The organism is Tenacibaculum sp. UWU-22 (assembly GCF_041021355.1).
Classification (GTDB): domain Bacteria; phylum Bacteroidota; class Bacteroidia; order Flavobacteriales; family Flavobacteriaceae; genus Polaribacter.
Window position 1 is genome coordinate 787,714 of sequence record NZ_JBFNGP010000001.1, and the last position, 18,962, is coordinate 806,675.

Genomic DNA, 18,962 nt, shown 5'->3' on the forward strand with positions numbered 1-18,962 from the left:
AATATATTATTTTTAGTAAATCATGGCAGAAAGAAGTTTTAAACACGAAGTAGAAAAATTAAGAATAGGTAAAGGCGAAATATTTTATGGCGAAGGTATTTTAGCCGTTACCAAAGCTCTATTAGAATGTGGTGTTGGTTATGTTGGTGGCTATCAAGGCTCTCCTATTTCTCATTTAATGGATGTATTTGCAGATGCCGATCCCCTTTTAAAAGAACTAGGTGTGTATTTTGAAAATAGTGCATCCGAAGCAGGTGCAGCCGCAATGTTATCAGCATCGGTAATGTACCCTGTTCGCGGTGCTGTAACGTGGAAATCAACAGTAGGTACAAATGTAGCTTCAGACGCTTTATCAAACCTATCTTCATCTGGAGTAACAGGTGGAACGGTTATTATTATTGGTGAAGATTATGGTGAAGGCTCTAGTATTATGCAAGAGCGTACACATGCATTTGCTATGAAATCACAAATGTGGTTAATTGACCCACGACCAAGTTTAGAGAATATTGCAAAATTTACCGAATTAGCTTTTGAGCTTTCTGAAGCTAGTAATACACCCGTATTTTTAGAATTACGTGTACGTTCTTGCCACATGTATGGTCAATTTGTAGCAAAAGACAATAAAAAACCTAAATACACCTTAGCGGATGCACTTAACAACCCTATTAGAGATGTAGATAGAATTGTACTACCACCTGCGTCATTTAAACAAGAACAAGACAAAATAAATCGCCGTTTGCCTAACGCCATAAAATTCATTAAAGACAATAAAATGAATGAATTTTTAAATGGTGAGCGTGAAGATATTGGCATTATTGTACAAGGTGCATTATTTAATAATTTAAACAGAGCGTTAGTACGTTTTGGGTTATCTGACCATTTAGGAAATGTAAAAGTACCGATATATGTAATGAATGTTACTTACCCTGTGGTAGAAGATGAAGTTATTAAGTTTTGCTCTGGAAAACGAGCTGTTTTAATGATTGAAGAAGGACAACCAAACTATATAGAACAAAGCATTGGTTTACAATTATTTAAAAACAAATCAAATACTGAATTACACGGCAAAGATATACTACCAATAGCTGGTGACTATACTATTGGAAAAATTGAAGAAGGTTTAACTAAATTCTTCAATTTATACGACAATAAAGTTGAGTTTCAACCTCCCGAAGGAATAATTCCTATTACAAAGGAAGATACTAAGCAATTAGCTGAATCTGTTCCTGTTCGTCCCGCTGGATTCTGTACAGGATGTCCTGAAAGGCCTATTTTTGCTGCATTAAAATTGGTTCAAGAAAATTTAGGAGACTATCATATTTCAGCTGACATTGGTTGTCATTTATTTTCCATTTTACCTCCGTTTAACGTAGGTGCAACTACTATGGGATATGGTTTAGGTGCGGCATCTGCATCTGCATTTAACATGAACAACAATAACGATAAAGATCAAAAACGTGTTATCTCAATTATGGGCGATGGTGGTTTTTGGCATAACGGATTAAATTCTGGTATTTCAAATGCTGTATTTAATAAAAGTGATGGATTAACTATTATTGTTGATAATAACTATGCTGCTGCTACAGGAGGTCAAGACGTTCCTTCATCTCGATTCAACAATATTTTACGAAAAATTAACAACCCAATAGAAACAGCTGTAAGAGGTGTTGGAGTAAAACATATTGATTTTATTGACAATACCTATAATGTCGATAAAATGGTAAAAACAATTACCAAAGCATTAACCAAAAAAGAAGAAGGCCCAAAGGTTATTATTGCTCAATCAGAATGTATGCTTAATAAGCAACGTAGAGATAAGAAAGAAAAAAAGAAAAATTTAGAAGCTAAAAAGCGTGTTGTTAATGAGAAGTTTGGGGTTGATTCTAAAGTTTGTACCGGCGACCATGCCTGCATGCGCTTATCGGGCTGTCCCTCTTTAACTCTAACCTATAGTAAAAACCCTTTGCGGGAAGACCCAATTGCTACCATTGATCAATCATGTGTTGCATGTGGCAATTGTGGTGAAGTAGCAGAAGCCGCTGTACTATGCCCTTCATTTTACAAAGCGCAAGTGGTTAAAAACCCTTCTAGTTATGAAAAGATAAAACATAAAATTAAAAAAAGAATATTTACATTTTTACAAAATCGTAGAGAACACAAAAGACAATTAGCATAAATGAAAATTACTTATAAACCAACTGAACCTATAAAAATAGCATTACTAGCAGTTGGCGGTGATGGTGGAGGTGTATTAACCGGATGGATTACCAAACTAGCAGAAGATAATGGATACTGGGCACAATATACTTACATTGCAGGCGTTGCACAACGTACTGGCGCAACAGTTTATTATATTGAATTATTTCCGTTAAAAAAACTACAAAAAGATGGCAAATTAACTACACCCATACTTTCTCAAATGCCCGCGCCACAAGATGTTGATATTTTAATGGCCACAGAATTAATGGAAGCAGGTCGGTCTATACAAAGAGGCTTTGTTTCTAAAAAAACAACTATGATTTTTTCTACCAATAGAAATTTAGCTATTCGTGAAAAAGAAAATGCAGGAGATGGTATTGCCGATGGTGAAAAAATCTTTGAAATGACCGATAAATATGCTAAAAAGAGCCTTTTTGGAAACCTAAAATTAATTGCCACCAAAAATGGTAGTATTATTTCTTCAAGTTTGTTTGGAGCATTAGCAGCAAGTAATACCCTTCCGTTTAAAAAAGAAGATTATATAAAAGTTATTCAATCTGGAGGAAAAGGAATTAAACAAAGCGTTAATTCTTTTAATGAGGCCTATCAATATGTAACAGATTTTATTGCGCAACCTAAACCTTATAATGCCGATTTACAGCCTGCTCAATTTGAGAAAATACCCTACAGCTCTGAATCAGAAAAATTAAATGAAATAATATTCGATATTAAAAAAACGATCCCTAAAGAAGTACAAGATATTGCTTGGTATGGTGCAAATCACTTAATCGATTTTCAGAGTTTAAAATACGCTAAAGACTATCTAGAAAAAGTAAAAGATTTTATTAAGGTAGACTCCCCTGAAAAAGGGTACAAATTAAGTCAGCAAGTAGCAAGATATTTAGCCACTGGTATGGCTTATGATGATTTAATATTTGTAGCTGATGAAAAAACTAGAAAATCTCGCCAAAAAGAAGTTTACCAGCAAGTAGGAGCAAAAGATGATGAGATTGTTAATACCTTAGATTATTTGCATCCTGGTTTTGAAGAAGTAACAGGCTTTTTACCCGTTAAACTAGGAAAACGACTTGCAAAAAGCGAAAAATGGAGGAACCGTTACAACAAATATCTCGATAAAGATAGACGAATGCACTCAACACGTTTTTTCAACTTTATTATGCTCTATACTATGGGAGGATTACGCGGCTGGCGTTTAAAAACATTACGCCATCATGAAGAAATGGAAAACATAAATAGTTGGATTGAAAGAATGAAACAAGTTGTAACTATAAATTATAATTTAGCTGTTGAGTTGGCAAATTCATATAGGCTTAAAAAAGGATATGGTGATACTTATGAACGCGGACATTCAAAATTTGCAATGATTAATAAATATGCTATTGAAAATAGTAACATACCTAATATTGATGAAAATATAAGTCATATTATTTCGTATGCTTTGCAAAATCACAACACCGCAGAAACAAAAAAACTGATAGAAGAACTAGGTTAAAAATAATAAACATGAATACATATCACACTATATTTATAGGGGGAGGAATCAATAATTTGGTTTGCGCTACTATATTAGCAAAATCTGGCAAAAAAGTATTGATTATAGAACGAAGTAAATTTTTAGGAGGATGTATTCGTAGTGAAGAAATTGAGGGCTGTATAATCGACACCCTGTCTACTGCGTATCCGTTATTTGTAACCTCACCTGCCTATAACGAATTAAAAGTAGACCTAGATGCCGAAGGTATTGAATTTTGCACAACAGAAACACCAACTGGTACTATTTTATCAGACAAAAGTTATGCTCTCATAAAAACAGACAGAGAAAAAAATAGAGCAGACTATAATAATTTAAGCAGTAAAGATGGTGATAAATTTAGAGATGAAATAGGATTTATTGAGCAAAATGCTGATTTTTTATTTTCATTTCTAGGTAAAGAACTAGTAACATTTTCAATGGCTAAATACATAGTTAAATACGTCTGGAAAACAGGTATAAAAGACACTCTTGACAAAGTGGGTGCATTTACATCAAATGTTAGAAACGATTTGCCAAAACACTTTAATGGAAAAGAATTACAAGCTACTTTAGCTCCTTGGGTATTACATACAGGGTTATCACCTGATAGTCCGTTTTCGGCAACAATGGCAAAAATTGTAGCATTTACTATAGAGTTGGTTGGTTTGCCAATGGTAAAAGGCGGAAGTTATAAAATTGTGGAGGCTTTTAAAAATATCATTGAAAAAAATGGAGGAGAAATACAACTTGAACAAGATGTAGAGGAAATATTAGTCAACACAAACGCAACTGTTTCTGGTGTAAAAACAGGTATAAAAACATACAATGCTAAAAATGTAGTCGCAAGTATTACCCCAACACAGTTATATGGGCGATTGTTAAAGTTTTCAACCAAGATTCCTAAAAAAGTAAGTGAAGACGCCAATAACTACAAGTATGGCATGGGAAACATGCAAATTCATATAATAATGAATGAAGCTCCTAAATGGTATGATAAAAATTTATCAAAAGTAACTTATGCACATTTATCTGACGGAATTAACGATGTTGCTGAAGCTTGCACACAAGCAAAAAACCAAGAATTGCCAGCAAAATGTACTATTGCCATTGGGCAGCCTACAGCAACCGACCCAAGCAGGGCTACAGATGGCAAGCATGTACTTTGGATTCAATTACCTGAATGTCCAAATTTCCCAAAAGCAGATTCATCAGGTGAGTTATCGCACTTGTGTAAAGGTGAATGGACTGAAGAATTAAGAGAAGCCTACGCTGATAAAATCATTCATAGAATTAGTGACTATATTAGTAATATAAAATCAGCAACCATTGCCCGTAAAGTAATTTCACCGAAAGATTTGAGTCAGTTAAACATCAATTTAGTAAATGGTGACCCTTATGGAGGACTATGCGAAATAGAACAATATCTTGTATTTAGACCTTTAAAATCAACTAAAAATCATACAACACCTATTAAAAACCTATATCACAGCGGTGCTTCTACGCATCCAGGACCCGGTCTAGGAGGAGGTGCTGGTTTTTTAATTGCACAACATTTAAAATAAACACTATATTTTATAAAAAATAAATAATGCTTTTCACAAAAGAACAATTAGTACGTTTTGAACACTGCGATGCTGCTGGCATTGTATTTTATCCTCGTTTTTTTACAATGTTAAATGGTTTGGTCGAGGATTGGTTTAGAGAATCTTTAAACTTTCCGTTTGAAGAAATGCACAATAATAGCGGTATACCTACAGTAGATATTAAAACACAATTTAAGTCTCCTGCAAAAATGGGACAGATACTAACTAAATCATTATGGATTAAAAAATTAGGAGACTCATCATGCACTTATGAATATCACTTTAAAGTTGATGAGCGTATTGTGTTAGAAGGAGAAGGAACAATTGTTTTTGTAAATCTAACAGCAAAAGGAATTAAGCCTAAAAACTGGGGTGAATTACGTAGTAAAATGGAACCTTTTTTGAGATAAAAAATATCTTTATAATACCTAAATACTTAATAAATTATACTCTAAAAATATTATTTAGGTCGTTCAACTTTAAAAAAACCATCTTTCATTCTAGTATAATAGTCTCCTCCTGCTCTCGCTACTAAATCTATTTTTGTTTGGTCTATTCTGCTTTTATCATCTAAAACAGTTTCAGAAAAATGCATTTTAATCACTTCACATATAATAAGATTTCCTGCAATACTCCCATATCCTAAATGAACAACTTCTTTTACTTTACATTCAAAATGTACGGGTGACTCTTTAACTCTAAAAGGTTTTACTATATCAGATGCTAGTTTTGTAAAACCTACTTCATCAAATTCACTAACCCCTTTTTCAAAACTAAAACTAGCGTCTGAAGTTTTTTGAGTAATATTATAATCAACAACATTGATTACTATTTCTTTAGTTGCTATAGCGTTTTCTAATGTATGTTTTTGTGAACCATCGACATTTAAAACAGGAGATAAAATTAGAATTGGTGGGTTTGCGCTAAAAACATTAAAAAAACTAAACGGTGCTAAATTCGGGTTCCCATTTTCATCTACTGTACTTGCTAATGCAATTGGTCTTGGTGCAATAGCCGAAGTTAAGTAACCATAGGTTTTTTTTTCGCTAATTTCTTTTGGATCTAATGAATACATTCTTTTAATTTAATTTTACACCTTACTTATTCGAGAATAAGCAAAAACAAAAAACCGCAACTATTACACGAAGTATAAAGTTACGGTTTTTTCGTTGTAGCGAGGACTGGACTCGAACCAGTGACCTTCGGGTTATGAGCCCGACGAGCTACCTACTGCTCTACCTCGCGATTTGGACTGCAAATATACAGCATTTTATTAGTTTACACCAAATTTTAAACTACTTTTTTTATTTAAAAACTATTTGTTACTTTTTTATAGCAACATCAAATAAAAAGTTACTTTTGTTTATATGACACATAAAGCAGGCTTTGTAAATATTATTGGTAATCCGAACGTAGGAAAATCAACACTAATGAATGCGCTAGTCGGTGAAAAATTATCGATTGTAACCTCAAAAGCGCAAACCACTCGACACCGAATTTTAGGAATTGTTAATGGTGAAGATTATCAAATTATTTTTTCTGATACTCCTGGAATTATTAAACCCGCTTATGCATTACAAGAATCGATGATGGATTTTGTAAAATCAGCTTTTGAAGATGCTGATGTGCTCATATATATGGTAGAGGTTGGCGAAAAAGAACTTAAAGACGACACTTTTTTTAATAAAATTATTCACAGTAAAATTCCTATAATTTTATTGTTAAATAAAATAGACTTATCATCTCAAGAAGAGGTCGATACTAAAATTAACTATTGGCGAAAAAAAGTGCCTAACTCATTTGTATATGTTATTTCAGCTCTTGAAAAATTTAATGTCGAAACCGTTTTTTACAAAATTATAGAGCTGTTACCCGATGCGCCTCCTTTTTACCCAAAAGATCAGTTAACCGATAAACCTGAACGGTTTTTTGTTAACGAAAAAATTCGCGAAAAAATTCTACAACACTATAAAAAAGAAATACCCTACTCAGTAGAAGTAGAAACCGAAAGTTTTATTGAAGAAAATAACATTATTAAAATCCGCTCTGTAATTATGGTTGAACGAGACACCCAAAAAGGAATTATTATTGGGCATAAAGGAAATGCTATAAAACGATTAGGAACAGAAGCTAGAAAAGATTTACAACAATTTTTTGATAAAAAAGTGTTTTTAGATTTACATGTAAAAGTTAATAAAAATTGGCGCTCTAACGAACGTCAACTAAAACGTTTTGGCTATAAAGATTAAGAACCTTTAATTTCTTGTAAAGTTTGTTTCATAAATTTTTTTAGCCCGTCCATTTGTTTTTGCCCAGTTAACTTTCCTAAGCTACCTACAAAATAAAGAATAACCCATACTATTGGCAAAACAGCCACCATAATTAGAGGCAATGCTTGAGCGTTTTTTAACGACCAATTGCTATAGGCTAATATTGCAAAAATTACAAAAGCTGTTCCTACCACAAAGTGTAGAAACATAAAAAAGGTCCAAACCTGAGGTTTAGGCCCAAACAACCCCTTTATTTTTGATTTTTTTTCAGAAATTTCTTCTATCTCTATTTGTAATTGAGGAGACCAAAAGTGTGAATCCTTTTCAGGAATATCAATTATAATATGATTACCTACTCCTTTTATTTTATAATAAGTAGCTGTACGAGTTCCATATTCTTTAATACGGCTTAAAAGCATTTTAGAATTCATATCAAAGTCAAACTGAAATCTCGGCTTTAAAAAAATTTGATTATATAATGCGTCATCCATATTTATAATAATAAATCATAAAACTTAAAGGTAGTAAAAAACAGGGTGCTATTTATGTTTCTACTTCTGTTGTAAACTTAAAAAAATATTTTTTAACTCTTAAAAAAGCTTTCCTTCTCAACACAAAAAAAATAAAATACTTTATGTTTTACCGAAAAAACATGAAATCATCTAAAATACTAAGGTAAATTGTATCTTTGCCACAAATTTTTTTAAAATGAGTATTGTTGCAATAGTTGGTAGACCAAACGTAGGAAAATCTACTTTTTTTAATCGGTTAGTAAAACGTCGTGAGGCAATTGTAGATAGTGTTAGTGGGGTTACTCGTGATAGACATTATGGAAAATCGGATTGGAATGGAAAAGAGTTTTCGGTAATTGATACCGGAGGGTATGTTGTTGGGTCTGATGATGTTTTTGAAGATGAAATTAGAAAACAAGTGCAACTTGCTTTAGAAGAAGCCGATATTATTGTTTTCGTTGTTGATGTTGAACAAGGTGTAACACCTTTAGATATCGAAGTAGCAAAACTTTTAAGAAAAGTAAAAAAACCTATTTTTTTAACGGTTAACAAAGTTGACAATGCAATGAGGGTTGCCGATGCTGTAGATTTTTTTAACCTTGGTTTAGGCGAATATTTTACCATTTCATCAATTAACGGAAGCGGAACAGGCGAATTGTTAGACGCCATTACAAACGAAATACCCGAACCTTTTGACGATGAAGAACAAGAAAACGAATTACCTCGTTTTGCTATTGTTGGGCGCCCTAATGCTGGCAAATCATCATTTATAAATGCGTTAATTGGCGAAGACAGAAATATTGTAACAGATATTGCGGGTACCACTCGAGATGCTATCGACACAAAATACAATCGCTTTGGTTTTGAATTTAATTTAGTAGATACTGCTGGAATCCGAAAAAAATCAAAAGTTAAAGAAGATTTAGAATTTTATTCGGTAATGCGAGCTGTTAGAACCATTGAAAATTGTGACGTAGCCGTTTTGGTAATCGATGCTACTCGTGGTTTTGAAGGACAAGACGAAAAAATATTTTGGTTAGCCGAAAAAAATAGAAAAGGAATTGTTATTTTAATTAATAAGTGGGATTTGGTTGAAAAACAAACCAATACTATGCGCGATTTTGAAGCAAAAATTCGTCAACAAATAGCTCCATTTACAGATGTGCCAATCATTTTTATTTCGGCATTAACCAAACAACGTATTTTTAAAGCTATAGAAACTGCTGTTGAAGTTTTTGAAAACCGAAAACGAAAAGTACAAACTAGCAAGTTAAACGAAACCATGCTAGAAATAATTAAACAAAACCCACCTCCGGCAACCAAAGGTAAATTTATCAAAATAAAATACTGTATGCAGTTACCTACACCAACCCCTCAATTTGTTTTTTTTGCTAATTTACCACAATATGTAAAAGACCCCTACAAACGTTATACAGAAAATCAACTTCGACAACACTATAATTTTACAGGAGTACCCATTACCATTTATTTTAGACAAAAGTAAATTTAACAGTCTCTTTAACAATTTTCTTAACCATTTAATTCTCTTTTTTGATTTTATTTGTTGCTTCCAAGAAACAAATAACTCAATGATTAAAAAACTTCTACTCACAAGTGTATTACTATTTACAAACTTTATTTTTTCACAATCTTACCCATTTAAAATAACAGGAAAAATTATTTCTGATAGCGAAAAACAACCCATAGAGTCTGCCACTATACACATAGAAAGAGTTAAAGACAGTTCTGTAGTTTCATATACCATTTCTAATGAAAAAGGAAATTTTTCATTAGAAGGAAAATCGTTTTTTAAAGACCTAAAATTATTTGTTTCGTTTGTCGGAATGGCAGATTATTCTAAACCTATAACATTGGGTGAAAAATCAGTTTTTAATTTAAACGAAATTCATTTAAAAGAAAACAATGTTCTTAACGAGGTAGTTATTAAATCTAGAGCACCTATTACCATTAAAAAAGACACTTTAGAATTTAATGTAAAATCATTTAAAACAAAAAAAGAGGCAAGTGTTGAAGATTTATTAAAAAAATTACCTGGGGTAGAAGTAGATAAAGATGGTAATATAACCATTAATGGTAAACCCGTAAACAAAGTTTTAGTAAATGGCAAACCTTTTTTTGGAGATGACCCAACAATTACTACTAAAAACTTACCAAAAGAAATTATAGAAAAAATACAAGTAACCGATACCAAAACAAAATCAGAAGCATTTACTGGTGAAAAGGGAGATGTTAACAACAAAACCATTAACTTAACCATAAAAAAAGAAAACAATAAAGGCTGGTTTGGTAGGGTGTCTGCAGGGGTTGGAACAGACAAACATTACGAAGGTGCTACAATGATAAATCGATTTGACAATGACCAACGAATAACCGTATTAGCTAGTGCCAATAATATTAATTCTCCAGGATTTAGTTTTGGAGAAATTGAAAAAATGTTTGGTGGCTCTAGAGGTGTTTCTTTTAATAGTAGCGACCAAGGAATTGTAAAATCTAAAACAGCAGGTGTTACTTACGCCGATAAATACGGTAAAGGTTTTGATGTAAATGGTAATTATTTTTTCTCTGGCAGTAATACCACTAACGCCTCAAAAAGCAATCGAGAATATAATTTACCCAATAAAAAATATTTTACTACCTCTACCTCTAAATCAGACAGTAACAACGACAACAATCAAATTAATGCCGATTTTGACATCGAAATAGATTCTACTTTATTAATTAATGTAAGACCCTCTTTTACGTTTAATAAAAGAGAAAGAGTTAATGATAATAATCAAGAATCATTTAACGAAAATAAAGAATTAACCAATAGTTATAATAGCAGTTCACGTACTAAATCAGAAGCTAATAATTTTAGAAATCGGTTATATATTACCAAAAAACTAAATAGCAAAGGCGCATTTATTAAAGCATCGATAACCAATCAGTTTAATACGTCTAATGCCGATGGTTTTAATAAATCAACTATTGAAATATTTGGAGATAACCCGAGCGAAGAAATTAGAGATCAAAAAAGCTTTACAGATAACAACTCAACTAATTTTTATACCCGAATTATGTATCGTTATCCGTTAATTAGTGGAAAAATGTTTTTAGATACTAAATATTCGTACAATAGCCAAAAACAAAAAAATAAAAAAAACACCTACGATTTTAATAAAACCACACAACAATACGACGGTTTTAACACCGATTTAAGTTCAGATTTTACGTATAATAATATTAATAAAATACCTTCATTAGAGCTTAGTTATCGAACTAAAAAAACACGAATAGGTTTAGAATCTGCCCTTATAAATAGAACCTTAGAAAATAACGACAAATTACGTCCTGAATCGAGCTTAAAAAAAGAATACAATAATTTAGGTTTAGATGCTGATTTTCGCTATCAATTTGATTCTAAAGCCTCTGTTTACTTTGATTATTCTTTAGACAATAGTGTTCCTAGTATAAATCAACTACAACCTTTTACAGACGTTACCAATCCTTCAAATATAAAAACAGGTAATCCAGATTTAAAACCAACTCAACAACATCATTTATACGCAAATTTTAATAAATACAATTGGCAAGCAGGCAGTGGATTTTGGTTTTATATTAGTAGTTCTTTATATAACAATCAAATTGTATCTAAAACCACTATTGGTGACGACTTAGTTAGAAAAAACACTTACGAAAACATCGATGGAGGCTACTCGTACCGAGGAGGTGGTGGCTACGGTAAAAAAGTAAAATTAGACTCTATTGCCAATATTACCTTTAGGTTAGGAGCTAGAGCAAACACCAACAAAGATTTTAATATATTAAATGATGTTAAAGAAGGAACTAAAACCACCTCTTTATCTCCTGATATTGGTATTACTTTTGATTGGAATAACCTCGCTTTTTTAGAAACTCGTTATAGAGTATCGTTTTCAAAAACAAAGTACGATGTTAATGCCAATCAAAATAAAGATTTTACTAGACACTCATTAAGCATACGCACAAGAACTACTTTTCCAAAAAAGTTAGAGTGGAGAAATGATATACAATATACATTTAACCCAAATATTATTGGCTTTAATAAATCGTCTTGGTTTTGGAACGCATCCTTCACTTATTCATTATTTAAAGACAGAGGTATTGTTTCTTTAAAAGCATACGATTTATTAAATCAAAACACCAATGCACAACGTAGAGCTACTTCAACATATATTGAAGATTCTGAAAGTACAGTTTTACAACAATATTTTATGTTAGGTTTTAGCTGGAAATTTAACACCCTAGGTGAAAAAGGAGAAATTAGAAAACATCGTTTTCATTTTTAAACCCCTTATTAACTATAAAACCTTAACGGTTAACCCAAATATAAAAAACACCGCTTGTATTTTAATAATAAAAAATATTTATACCTGAATAAATTTTGAATACAGTAGCCAGTTGGTTGCCTTGTTTTTTTATAGTAAATTTACAAGCATAAAAAACTACATAATAATAAAAAAATAAAATTTATGGCTTTTGAATTACCAAAATTAGGATATGCTTACGATGCTTTAGAACCTTATATAGACGCTAAAACTATGGAAATACATCATAGTAAGCACCATAATGGCTATACTACAAACTTAAACAAGGCTATTGCCGGAACCGCTTTAGAAAACAAAACTATTGAAGATATTTTAACAAACTTAGATATGAGCAATGGTGCTGTACGAAATAACGGAGGTGGTTTTTACAATCACTCTTTATTCTGGAAAGTAATAAGTCCAGAAGATAAAGGGCGTTTATCTGGAGAGTTAAAAAATGCCATTGATGAAGCTTTTGGTTCTTTTGATGCTTTTAAACAAGCCTTTTCTAAAGCAGCTGCAACTCAATTTGGTTCAGGTTGGGCATGGTTATGTGTACATAAAGGAGGCAAAGTTGATATTTGCGCAACACCTAATCAAGACAACCCTTTAATGCCTGGTATTGGTTGTGGTGGAACCCCTATTTTAGGAATCGATGTTTGGGAACATGCCTATTACCTAAACTACCAAAATAGAAGACCCGATTATATTGAAGCATTTTTTAATGTAATTAACTGGAACGAAGTAGAACGTCGTTACGCACAAAATAAATAAGAATTACGTTCTTATCTTTTTTATAGTGTTCAACTTTTATTTTATAAACTTACCTTACTCTAAATTATACTAAGAGCTAATCGTGTTTATAAAAACATAAAAAGCTGTTTAAAAAGAGTTATGCCAAATAACATAAAAACTCTTTTTAAACAGCTTTTTTAATTATTCTATTTTTTCATATTAAAAAACATAGCTTCTTTATTAAGTACTTTATAATACACGGTTATGTTAATTAGCCCATTTTTAACCCCAAAAACTACAATACTATTTTAACAGACAAATTAAGTTTTGTAGTTTTATATGCTACAATATAAATTACAATGTCAGAACCAAAAAAACTTTTTTTAGTAGATGCTTATGCATTAATTTTTAGAGGATATTATGCTTTTATAAAAAACCCTAGAATCAACTCTAAAGGGTTAGATACCTCTGCTATTATGGGGTTTATGAATTCTCTTTTAGATGTTATAAAACGCGAAAGACCCGACCATTTAGCGGTTTGTTTTGACAAAGGTGGTAGTGTCGATAGAACAGAAATTTTTGAAGCTTATAAAGCCAATAGAGATGAAACTCCTGAAGCCATAAAAGTAGCCGTGCCCTATATTGAAGAAATTTTAAAGGCAATGCATATTCCTATTATGCTAAAAGAAGGTTACGAGGCAGATGACGTTATTGGAACACTTTCTAAACAAGCTGAAAAACAAGGTTATAAAACCTATATGGTTACACCCGATAAAGATTTTGCTCAATTGGTTTCTGACAATATTTTTATGTACAAACCTCGTTTTGGAGGGGGGTATGATATTTGGGGAATTAAAGAAGTGCAAGAAAAATTTGCTGTTGAACAACCCAAACAAGTAATTGACTTTTTAGGAATGATGGGCGATTCAGCCGACAATATCCCTGGATTACCTGGTGTTGGAGAAAAAACAGCTAAAAAATTTATTGCTGAATTTGGTTCAATGGAAGGCTTATTAGCAAATACCGATCAGTTAAAAGGAAAAATGAAAGAAAAAATAGAAACAAACAAAGACCTAGGTTTACTTTCTAAAAAACTAGCAACTATAATGTTAGATGTTCCCGTAACCTTTGACGAAAAAGATTTTGAATTAAACCAACCTAATATAGCCAAGGTAACCCATATTTTTAACGAATTAGAATTTAGAAATTTACTAACCAACTTTATAAAAACATTTACACCATCCGAAGAAAATATTTCTATCAATACAGATAGTAGTAACCAAAAACCGAAGTCTAAACCAAAAAAAATAGATGCTGATAGCAATCAATTTAATCTATTTGCTACGCCTGGTAGTGGTAATGTATCTGAAAACGAAGCCTCCTCTGAATTTAAAACCATTGCTAATACAAATCATTTTTATCAACATGCTAATAGCCCTTTAGCCAGAAAGTTATTATTAAGCAAATTAATGCAACAAAATTCGGTTTGTTTTGACACCGAAACTACAGGTTTAAAAGCTCTTGAAGTTGAGTTGGTCGGTATTGCTTTTTCGTTTGAAAAAAATAAGGGATATTATGTTTCTTTTCCTGAAAACCAAAAAGAAACACAAGCTATTTTAGAAGAATTTCGACCCTTTTTTGAATCGCAAACCATTGAAAAAATAGGCCATAATATAAAGTATGACATCAAGGTATTATCAAACTATCAGATGCCTGTAAAAGGTAAATTATTTGATACTATGATTGCCCATTACCTTATAAACCCAGATATGCGTCATAATATGGATGTGTTGGCAGAAACCTATTTAAACTACCAACCTGTTTCTATTACCGAGTTAATTGGTAAAAAAGGAAAAAATCAATTATCAATGCGAGAAGTTTCGATAGAAGAGCAAACAGAATATGCCGTAGAAGATGCCGATATTACCCTACAATTAAAAGAACATTTTAAAAAGGAACTAGAAAGCGGCAACCTTACTAAATTATTTAATGATGTAGAGTTACCTTTAGTATCGGTTTTAACCGCTATGGAAATTGAAGGAATTAATATTGATATCCCCTTTTTAAAAGAACTTTCTGTCGCTTTAACCAACGATATTAATCGCCTTGAAAAAGACATCTATCAACAAGCAGGAGAAGAGTTTAACATTTCATCACCCAAACAATTAGGTGTTATCTTGTTTGACAAAATGAAGCTAGTTAACAAACCTAAAAAAACAAAAACAGGACAATATTCAACCGCAGAAGATGTATTGTCTTACTTAGCTAAAGACCATCAAATTATACGAGATATTCAAGAATATCGTCAGTACAAAAAATTACAATCTACTTATGTAGATGCCTTACCTAGCGAAATAAATCCTAAAACAGGCAGAGTGCATACAGTATATGCTCAAGCCGTAGCCGCTACGGGTAGATTAAGTTCTAATAACCCGAATTTACAAAACATCCCTATCCGTACAAAACGGGGTCAAGAAGTACGAAAAGCCTTTATTCCTCGTAATGAAAATTATGTGTTGCTTGCAGCAGATTATTCGCAAATTGAACTACGTATTATAGCTGCGTTAAGCGAAGAAAAAAATATGATTAATGCCTTTAAAAATGGAGAAGATATTCATGCCTCAACAGCATCTAAAGTATTTAATGTGTCTATTGAAAACGTTACTCGTGAACAACGTAGTAACGCTAAAACAGTAAATTTTGGAATTATATATGGGGTTTCTGCTTTTGGTTTAAGCAATCAAACTAATTTAACAAGAAGTGAGGCCAAAGAACTGATAGACACCTATTACCAAACCTACCCTAATTTAAAATCGTATATAAGCAAACAAATAGATTTTGCTCGTGAACATGGTTATGTAGAAACTGTACTAAAACGACGCCGTTATTTAAAAGATATTAATTCTCGTAACGCTGTAGTACGTGGAGGGGCAGAACGAAATGCCGTAAATGCACCTATTCAAGGTTCGGCAGCAGATATTATTAAACTCGCCATGATTAATATTTACAAGCATTTTGAAAAACAAAATTTTAAATCGAAAATGCTTTTACAGGTTCATGACGAATTGGTTTTTGATGTACATAAAACCGAACTAGAAATTGTAAAACCAATCATTAAATTTGAAATGGAAAACGCTTATAAATTAAGTGTTCCCTTAGATGTTGATTTAGGTGTTGGTAACAACTGGCTAGAAGCACATTAGTTATGTACTACAAACTAAAAACATGTAAGGGAAAACACTATCTAATTTTAATGAGTATGCTTGTTTTTATTCACTTATAAAAACATTTTTTTAATTTAAGAACCGCACATTAAACAATCATCAGGGCCAGCATTTTTAGAGGCCTCAACCATTGCTTTAAACTCTTCAGCAGTCATTGGTTTTTCTTGCTCTTTCTTTTCTACATTTAATGTAAATTGTTTGGCATTTACTGCTGATTTGGTTCTTAAATAATACATTCCTGTTTTTAAGCCCGATTTCCACGCATAAAAATGCATTGAAGTTAATTTAGCAAAATCAGGGTCTTGCATAAATAAATTTAACGATTGTGATTGATCAATAAAATAACCTCTATGACGAGCCATGTCTATAATATCTTTCATGCTCATTTCCCAAACCGTTTTATATAATTCTTTTAGCTCTTGCGGAATACTTTCGATATGTTGAATAGACCCATTTGCACGCATAATATCTTCTTTCATATTATTGTCCCAAAGGTTTAATTCTACTAAATCTTCTAATAAATGTTTGTTCACTACAATAAACTCTCCAGATAATACTCTACGCGTATAAATATTTGAAGTATACGGTTCAAAAGCTTCATTGTTTCCTAAAATTTGAGAAGTAGAAGCGGTGGGCATAGGCGCTAATAACAACGAGTTTCTAACACCGTGTTTTAGTACGCTTTTACGTAATTTTTTCCAATCCCAATTACCACTTAACTCATCTTCTGAAACCCCCCACATATTAAATTGAAATTCTCCTTTTGACATTGGAGAACCTTTGTATGTAGAATACGGTTCTTTTGCTTTAGCAATTTCCATCGATGAAGTTACTGCTGCATAATATAATGTTTCAAATATATCTTGATTTAGTTTTTTGGCTTTTTCAGATGTAAAAGGTAAACGCAACATTATAAAAGCATCAGCAAGCCCTTGAATACCTAGTCCTACAGGGCGGTGGCGGAAATTCGAATTTTCGGCTTCTTTAACTGGGTAGTAATTTCTATCAATTACTGTATCTAAATTTTTAATTACCTTTTTAGTAACTGTAAATAGTTTTTTATGATCAAAAAATTTGTTTCCATTTTCGTCTAAAGTTATAAACATAGGTATCGCTATCGAGGCTAAGTTACACACCGCTACTTCGTCTTCAGCAGTATATTCCATAATCTCAGTACACAAGTTAGACGAACGTATCGTACCTAAATTTTGGTGATTAGATTTTCTGTTTACAGCATCTTTATACAACATATAAGGAGTACCTGTTTCTATTTGCGATTCTAAAATTTTCTCCCATAATTCACGTGCCTTAACGGTTTTTCTACCTTTATCCGCTTGCTCATACCCTTCATATAAACGCTCAAATTCTTCACCGTAAGTATCGTATAAATGTGGGCACTCGTTGGGGCACATTAATGTCCAATTTCCATCTTCTTGTACCCGTTTCATAAATAAATCTGGAATCCACATTGCGTAAAATAAATCACGCGCACGCATTTCTTCTTTTCCGTGATTTTTCTTTAGATCTAAAAATTCAAAAACATCGGCATGCCACGGTTCTAGATATACAGCAAACGAGCCTTTTCTTTTTCCGCCTCCTTGATCTACATAACGTGCAGTATCGTTATACACACGTAACATCGGCACAATACCGTTTGATGTACCATTAGTACCTCGAATATACGAACCCGTTGCACGAACATTATGAATAGACAAACCTATTCCGCCAGCAGATTGAGAAATTTTTGCAGTTTGTTTTAACGTGTCATATATACCATCAATACTATCATCTTTCATTTGTAATAAAAAACAAGATGACATTTGTGGCTTAGGTGTACCCGAATTAAATAAAGTAGGGGTGGCATGAGTAAAATATTTTTTACTCATTAATTCGTATGTAGTAAGGGCTTCTTCTATATTTTCTTTATGAATTCCTATAGAAACACGCATTAACATTTGTTGTGGTCGTTCAACAATATTTCCGTTTAATTTTAATAGGTAAGACCGCTCTAAGGTTTTAAATCCAAAATAATCGTAATTAAAATCACGGCTATAGATAATGGTAGAATCTAATTTTTCTGCATTATCCATAATAATTTTATAAACATCATCTGCCAGTAAAGGTGCTTTTTTACCTGTTCGCGGATTAATGTATTGGTATAAATCGGTCATCGTTTCAGAAAACGATTTTTTGGTGTTTTTATGTAAATTAGACACGGCTATTCGAGCCGCCAATTTTGCATAATCTGGGTGCGCAGTAGTCATTGTTGCTGATACTTCTGCGGCTAAATTATCTAATTCTGATGTAGTAACGCCATCATACAACCCCTCTATTACACGCATTGCAACCTTTACTGGGTCTACAATGTTGTTTAGTCCATAACACATTTTTTTTACTCTAGCGGTGATTTTATCGAACATCACCGGCTGTTTTTTGCCGTCTCTTTTTACTACATACATAACTATTGTAATTTTACACGCCGTTTCTCCTTTTTTTTAAAAAGATAGAAAATGCATTTATTAAAAAATATTTTTATTTGAGTTCTTTAGTCTATTCTTT

12 protein-coding genes and 1 tRNA gene are annotated in these 18,962 nt (G+C 32.2%); 9 read left to right on the forward strand and 4 right to left on the reverse strand.

Going from position 1 to position 18,962, the window contains the following annotated elements; all coding sequences use genetic code 11:
* Nucleotides 1-22 precede the first annotated feature (22 nt).
* The 4 genes from AB2B44_RS03520 to AB2B44_RS03535 are packed head-to-tail and all read left to right on the forward strand — an operon-like array spanning nucleotide 23 to nucleotide 5,726.
* Entirely contained in the window at nucleotides 23-2,176 is a 2,154-nt protein-coding gene (locus tag AB2B44_RS03520) for a thiamine pyrophosphate-dependent enzyme (protein WP_369048167.1), read from the forward strand.
* Nucleotides 2,177-3,712 carry an indolepyruvate oxidoreductase subunit beta family protein gene (locus AB2B44_RS03525; RefSeq protein ID WP_369048168.1) on the forward strand — a complete coding sequence of 512 codons (1,536 nt, stop codon included), beginning with the start codon at nucleotides 2,177-2,179 and terminating at the stop codon, nucleotides 3,710-3,712.
* Nucleotides 3,713-3,723: 11 nt separating this feature from the next.
* Nucleotides 3,724-5,295 (forward strand): phytoene desaturase family protein, encoded by a 1,572-nt coding sequence (locus AB2B44_RS03530; protein WP_369048169.1) that lies wholly within the window; start codon nucleotides 3,724-3,726, stop codon nucleotides 5,293-5,295.
* Between the two features lie 26 nt (nucleotides 5,296-5,321).
* Complete coding sequence (locus AB2B44_RS03535) at nucleotides 5,322-5,726, forward strand: acyl-CoA thioesterase (protein WP_369048170.1); 405 nt, start codon at nucleotides 5,322-5,324, stop codon at nucleotides 5,724-5,726.
* A gap of 50 nt (nucleotides 5,727-5,776) precedes the next feature.
* On the opposite strand, the gene AB2B44_RS03540 is transcribed toward AB2B44_RS03535, so the two are convergent.
* The gene (locus tag AB2B44_RS03540; RefSeq protein WP_369048171.1) at nucleotides 5,777-6,391 is read right to left on the reverse strand and encodes a flavin reductase family protein; all 615 of its coding nucleotides are present in this window, start codon (nucleotides 6,389-6,391) and stop codon (nucleotides 5,777-5,779) included.
* Nucleotides 6,392-6,488: 97 nt separating this feature from the next.
* Nucleotides 6,489-6,561: transfer RNA gene (locus AB2B44_RS03545), tRNA-Met, on the reverse strand.
* Nucleotides 6,562-6,683: 122 nt separating this feature from the next.
* On the opposite strand from AB2B44_RS03545, the gene era reads away from it, so the two are divergent.
* Nucleotides 6,684-7,565 (forward strand): GTPase Era, encoded by an 882-nt coding sequence (gene era / locus AB2B44_RS03550; RefSeq protein ID WP_369048172.1) that lies wholly within the window; start codon nucleotides 6,684-6,686, stop codon nucleotides 7,563-7,565.
* Here era and AB2B44_RS03555 read toward each other — a convergent pair.
* On the reverse strand, nucleotides 7,562-8,077 hold the full coding sequence (locus AB2B44_RS03555) for a GTP-binding protein (protein ID WP_369048173.1): 516 nt from the start codon (nucleotides 8,075-8,077) through the stop codon (nucleotides 7,562-7,564). The two genes, era and AB2B44_RS03555, sit on opposite strands and share 4 nt — an antisense overlap.
* 217 nt (nucleotides 8,078-8,294) lie before the next feature.
* Here AB2B44_RS03555 and der point away from each other — a divergent pair, with 217 nt between their 5' ends.
* The 4 genes from der (at nucleotide 8,295) to polA (ending at nucleotide 16,382) form a co-directional block, all read left to right on the forward strand.
* Entirely contained in the window at nucleotides 8,295-9,602 is a 1,308-nt protein-coding gene (gene der / locus AB2B44_RS03560) for a ribosome biogenesis GTPase Der (protein WP_369048174.1), read from the forward strand.
* 85 nt (nucleotides 9,603-9,687) lie between these two features.
* The gene (locus AB2B44_RS03565) at nucleotides 9,688-12,426 is read left to right on the forward strand and encodes an outer membrane beta-barrel protein (RefSeq protein WP_369048175.1); all 2,739 of its coding nucleotides are present in this window, start codon (nucleotides 9,688-9,690) and stop codon (nucleotides 12,424-12,426) included.
* Between the two features lie 183 nt (nucleotides 12,427-12,609).
* The gene (locus tag AB2B44_RS03570; protein ID WP_369048176.1) at nucleotides 12,610-13,218 is read left to right on the forward strand and encodes a superoxide dismutase; all 609 of its coding nucleotides are present in this window, start codon (nucleotides 12,610-12,612) and stop codon (nucleotides 13,216-13,218) included.
* Nucleotides 13,219-13,538: 320 nt separating this feature from the next.
* Complete coding sequence (gene polA, locus AB2B44_RS03575) at nucleotides 13,539-16,382, forward strand: DNA polymerase I (RefSeq protein ID WP_369048177.1); 2,844 nt, start codon at nucleotides 13,539-13,541, stop codon at nucleotides 16,380-16,382.
* A gap of 95 nt (nucleotides 16,383-16,477) precedes the next feature.
* Here the strand turns inward: polA and AB2B44_RS03580 are convergent, their stop codons facing one another.
* A complete protein-coding gene (locus AB2B44_RS03580) occupies nucleotides 16,478-18,862 on the reverse strand; it encodes a ribonucleoside-diphosphate reductase subunit alpha (protein WP_369048178.1) in 2,385 nt (794 codons plus the stop codon).
* Nucleotides 18,863-18,962: the final 100 nt, after the last annotated feature.

What these genes read in the sequence shown, in the direction of transcription:
- AB2B44_RS03555 (WP_369048173.1), bottom strand. Translation starts at nt 8,077, where the DNA reads ATGGATGACGCATTATATAATCAAATTTTTTTAAAGCCGAGATTTCAG.
- AB2B44_RS03570 (WP_369048176.1), top strand. Translation starts at nt 12,610, where the DNA reads ATGGCTTTTGAATTACCAAAATTAGGATATGCTTACGATGCTTTAGAA.
- AB2B44_RS03535 (WP_369048170.1), top strand. Translation starts at nt 5,322, where the DNA reads ATGCTTTTCACAAAAGAACAATTAGTACGTTTTGAACACTGCGATGCT.
- AB2B44_RS03530 (WP_369048169.1), top strand. Translation starts at nt 3,724, where the DNA reads ATGAATACATATCACACTATATTTATAGGGGGAGGAATCAATAATTTG.
- AB2B44_RS03580 (WP_369048178.1), bottom strand. Translation starts at nt 18,862, where the DNA reads ATGTATGTAGTAAAAAGAGACGGCAAAAAACAGCCGGTGATGTTCGAT.
- der (WP_369048174.1), top strand. Translation starts at nt 8,295, where the DNA reads ATGAGTATTGTTGCAATAGTTGGTAGACCAAACGTAGGAAAATCTACT.
- AB2B44_RS03520 (WP_369048167.1), top strand. Translation starts at nt 23, where the DNA reads ATGGCAGAAAGAAGTTTTAAACACGAAGTAGAAAAATTAAGAATAGGT.
- polA (WP_369048177.1), top strand. Translation starts at nt 13,539, where the DNA reads ATGTCAGAACCAAAAAAACTTTTTTTAGTAGATGCTTATGCATTAATT.
- era (WP_369048172.1), top strand. Translation starts at nt 6,684, where the DNA reads ATGACACATAAAGCAGGCTTTGTAAATATTATTGGTAATCCGAACGTA.
- AB2B44_RS03525 (WP_369048168.1), top strand. Translation starts at nt 2,177, where the DNA reads ATGAAAATTACTTATAAACCAACTGAACCTATAAAAATAGCATTACTA.
- AB2B44_RS03540 (WP_369048171.1), bottom strand. Translation starts at nt 6,391, where the DNA reads ATGTATTCATTAGATCCAAAAGAAATTAGCGAAAAAAAAACCTATGGT.
- AB2B44_RS03565 (WP_369048175.1), top strand. Translation starts at nt 9,688, where the DNA reads ATGATTAAAAAACTTCTACTCACAAGTGTATTACTATTTACAAACTTT.